The organism is Methyloversatilis sp., from assembly GCF_030698125.1.
In the GTDB taxonomy this organism is placed as follows: domain Bacteria; phylum Pseudomonadota; class Gammaproteobacteria; order Burkholderiales; family Rhodocyclaceae; genus Methyloversatilis.
The window spans coordinates 1-3,614 of record NZ_JAUYNV010000044.1; the positions used below are offsets into that span (position 1 = coordinate 1).

Consider the following 3,614-nt stretch of genomic DNA (forward strand, 5'->3'; position numbering starts at 1 on the left):
GTGATGGCTGCGACGATGCCCACCTCCTGCTCGCCCTCGCCTTCGAAGCGGATCGTGATGCCCAGCTCGGCGGCGGCGAATTCGACGAACTGGCGCACGCTGTACTGCACGCCGGTGGCGATGACGAAGTCTTCCGCCACGTCCTGCTGCAGCATCAGCCACTGCATTTCGATGTAGTCGCGTGCATGGCCCCAGTCGCGCAAGGCACTCATGTTGCCGAGGTACAGGCAGTCCTGCAGCCCGAGCGCGATGCGCGCGATGGCGCGCGTGATCTTGCGCGTGACGAAGGTTTCGCCGCGCACCGGCGACTCGTGGTTGAACAGGATGCCGTTGCAGGCGTAGATGCCGTAGGCCTCGCGGTAATTGATGGTGATCCAGTAGGCGTAGAGCTTGGCGCAGGCGTACGGGCTGCGCGGATAGAAGGGCGTGGTTTCCTTCTGCGGGATTTCCTGCACCAGGCCGTAGAGCTCGGAGGTCGAAGCCTGATAGAAGCGCGTCTTCTTTTCCAGCCCGAGGATGCGGATCGCTTCGAGGATGCGCAGCGCGCCGATGCCGTCGGCGTTGGCGGTGTATTCCGGCTCTTCGAAGCTCACCGCCACGTGCGACTGGGCGGCCAGATTGTAGATTTCGTCCGGCTGCACGGCCTGGATGATGCGTACCAGCGAGGTCGAATCGGTCAGGTCACCGTAGTGCAGGATGAACTTGCGGTTATCGACGTGCGGGTCTTCGTACAGGTGGTCGATGCGGTCGGTGTTGAAGAGCGAGGAGCGGCGCTTGATGCCGTGCACCTCGTAGCCCTTCTTGAGAAGGAATTCGGCCAGGTAGGCGCCGTCCTGGCCGGTGACGCCGGTGATGAGTGCGGTTTTGGTCATTGAATCGATTAACGGCGTACTTGAATTTAGTAATCTGTGATGGGGAACCGAAACAGCTGTTCGGCTACTTTCCGCGAACTAGTATGGCCTTGGTGGAACGCTGCTTGAAGCGCAACACCTCACGAAATGTGACAGTCCCGAAAGTAGCCGGATGTATGTTGCAGTGCAACCTTGTGCAGAGTACTACGTCACGGTTGCGGTCAAGTGACGGTGCAGTGTCGGCGGATGCTGACAAGCGGTGCGATGGTCGTGGCACCGATCGCGACGGGGCCGTCGTTCCCACAGTCCCTGCGCTTGAGGGCTTGCCGAGCTAACTGGGAGCGTCGCTCTCACAAAAACTGCACTGCTCGCGGCGTGCTGAGCGAACTGGCTGGGCTGACCTCACTGTCGACCTGGATCGCCGGTGACGTACAGTTCGTATAAATCGTACAAAATGTATTAATCTTTCCTCGTCACATGGAGGGCTTGTCATGAAAACCATTGCAGCAAGCGAAGCCAAACAGGGCTTCGCTGCATTGATTGATGCCGCCGCTCGCGAGCCCATTGCGATTCAGCGGCAGAAGCGCGACGTGGCGGTGGTGATGTCGATGCAAGAGTACGAGCGGCTCACGCGGCTCAACAAGAGCGAGTTCCAGCGCTTTTGCGACCGGGTGGGCGCTCGGGCGGTAGAAGCCGGCATCGACGAAGCCATACTCGCCGGCCTGCTCGCCGACGATGCCTGAGCGCCGCTGGGTTCTCGACACAAACGCGCTGATCAGTCGGCTGCTTCTGCCAACCGGCGCCGCAGCCCGCGCAGTCGACCATGCGCTGGCCCGGGGAGTGGTGCTGGTCTCCGAAGAAACCATGAGCGAGTTGGCCGAGGTAATCAGCCGACCGAAGTTCGACCGCTATGTGTCGGTCGCCGACCGTGTCCAGTTTGTCCGACTTCTCGGCGGGGTCGCGCGGATGGTGAACATCACCCACCGCGTCACCGCGTGCCGCGACCCGAAAGACGACAAATTCCTGCATGTTGCCCTCAACGGGGAAGCGGAAGCCATCGTGACCGGTGATCGGGATTTGCTGGTGTTGCATCCATTTCACGGCATTTCGATTTTGTCGCCTGCTGACTTCGTTGTCATGGTCTAGTAGCCGCGCGCGGCTTCCATTGGAGCGGCGCATTGTGGGAGCGGCTGCCCCGCCGCGATAGGCACTTCGCGCTGCGATGGTCACAGCACTATCGCGGCTTGGATGGCGTTTCCCGGGAGCGCCGCCTGCGCCCTACTTTGTATATACTTCGAGTATCCACATCTTGCGGGAGAACTGTCGTGGCCTACGCGCGTGTCTTTACATCGGGCAACAGTCAGGCGGTGCGCCTGCCGAAGGAATTCCGGTTCAACGTGGATCAGGTTGAAATCTTCCGGCGAGGCGATGAAGTGGTTTTGCGTGCCCGCCCGGCGAGCGCGGCATCGATCTTCGATGTGCTCACGGAGTTGCCCGACGACTTCATGAAAGAGGGGCGCGAAGACCCCCTGCCCCAGCGTCGGGAAGAGCTTTGATGGCGGCGTGCTATCTGCTTGATACGACTATCTGCATCTACATAGCCAAACACAATCCGCCTGCGGTGCGCGCGCGCTTCGAGCAACACGGTGCGAGCGAATTGGCGATGTCCGTGATCACTTTGGGTGAGCTGCGCCACGGTGCCGAGAAAAGTCAGGCGCGAGACAAGTCGCTGGCAACGATCGCCAGGCTCGAAGCCAGCATACGCGTGGCACCCGTGAACGAAGCCATCGGTCGGCACTACGGCCAGATACGTGCGCAACTGGAGGTGTCGGGCCTGCCCTTCGGCAACAACGACCTCTGGATCGCCGCCCACGCACGCGCCGAAGGTTGGGTGCTGGTGACCAACAAGGAGCGTGAGTTCAGCCGAGTCGAGGGACTGCAGATCGAGAACTGGGTCGTCGCATGAGCCCTCGGCCCGCTTGCGACCGGCTCTTCGCTCATCGACCATGACAGCGATCGTGGCTTCTGTAGGCGTGATCCCTGTGGGAGCGGACCCTGTCCGCGATGCGCGCGTTGAGCAAGCGATGTCGCGTGTCCGAAGACCGCATCGCCTGCAGGGGCGGCGCGGGGGTTTCGGTGAGCACCGCTCGCCGCCCGCAGAGCCGGTCGGCCATGCAGGGCCGACCGTGGGACGGCTCCTACGAGAAACAGCGACAGTCTTGCCGTTCGTAGGAGCGGACCCTGTCCGCGATGCGCACGTTGCTCATGCACCATCACGTTTTCAAAGACTGGAATCGCCTGCAGGGGCAGGCTCCTACGAGAAACAGCGACAGTCTTGCCGTTCGTAGGAGCGGACCCTGTCCGCGATGCGCGCGTTGCTCATGCACCATCACGTTTTCAAAGACTGGAATCGCCTGCGGGGCAGGCTCCTACGAGAAACAGCGACGGTGTTGCCGTTCGTAGGAGCGGACCCTGTCCGCGATGCGCGCGTCGAGCAAGCGATGTCGCGTGTCCGAAGACCGCATCGCCTGCAGGGGCGGAGCGGGGGTTTCGGCGAGCACCGCTCGCCGCCCGCAGAGCCGGTCGGCCATGCAGGGCCGACCGTGGGACGGCTCCTACGAGAAACAGCGACGGTGTTGCCGTTCGGAGCGGACCCTGTCCGCGATGCGCACGTTGCTCATGCACCATCACGTTTTCAAAGACTGGAATCGCCTGCAGGGGCAGGCTCCTACGAGAAACAGCGACAGTCTTGCCGTTCGTAGG

The 3,614-nt window shown here is 62.0% G+C and carries 5 protein-coding genes; 4 read left to right on the forward strand and 1 reads right to left on the reverse strand.

The features are described from left to right. The coding region (gene gmd / locus Q8Q80_RS14915) for a GDP-mannose 4,6-dehydratase (RefSeq protein ID WP_305633664.1) at window positions 1-872 on the reverse strand (872 nt) is incomplete at its 3' end. A 470-nt stretch (window positions 873-1,342) separates the two neighbouring features. Here gmd and Q8Q80_RS14920 point away from each other — a divergent pair. The 4 genes from Q8Q80_RS14920 to Q8Q80_RS14935 all read left to right on the forward strand — a co-directional run bounded on the left by Q8Q80_RS14920 (window position 1,343) and on the right by Q8Q80_RS14935 (window position 2,817). Then, entirely contained in the window at window positions 1,343-1,594 is a 252-nt protein-coding gene (locus tag Q8Q80_RS14920) for a type II toxin-antitoxin system Phd/YefM family antitoxin (protein ID WP_305633665.1), read from the forward strand. Further along, window positions 1,587-1,997, forward strand: coding sequence for a putative toxin-antitoxin system toxin component, PIN family (locus tag Q8Q80_RS14925; RefSeq protein WP_305633666.1), 411 nt, complete (start codon window positions 1,587-1,589; stop codon window positions 1,995-1,997). The genes Q8Q80_RS14920 and Q8Q80_RS14925 overlap by 8 nt, the downstream gene beginning before the upstream one ends. Window positions 1,998-2,176: 179 nt before the next feature. Then, entirely contained in the window at window positions 2,177-2,407 is a 231-nt protein-coding gene (locus Q8Q80_RS14930) for an antitoxin (protein WP_257098372.1), read from the forward strand. After that, window positions 2,407-2,817, forward strand: coding sequence for a type II toxin-antitoxin system VapC family toxin (locus Q8Q80_RS14935; protein WP_305633667.1), 411 nt, complete (start codon window positions 2,407-2,409; stop codon window positions 2,815-2,817). The genes Q8Q80_RS14930 and Q8Q80_RS14935 overlap by 1 nt, the downstream gene beginning before the upstream one ends. The last annotated feature ends 797 nt before the right edge of the window (window positions 2,818-3,614 follow it).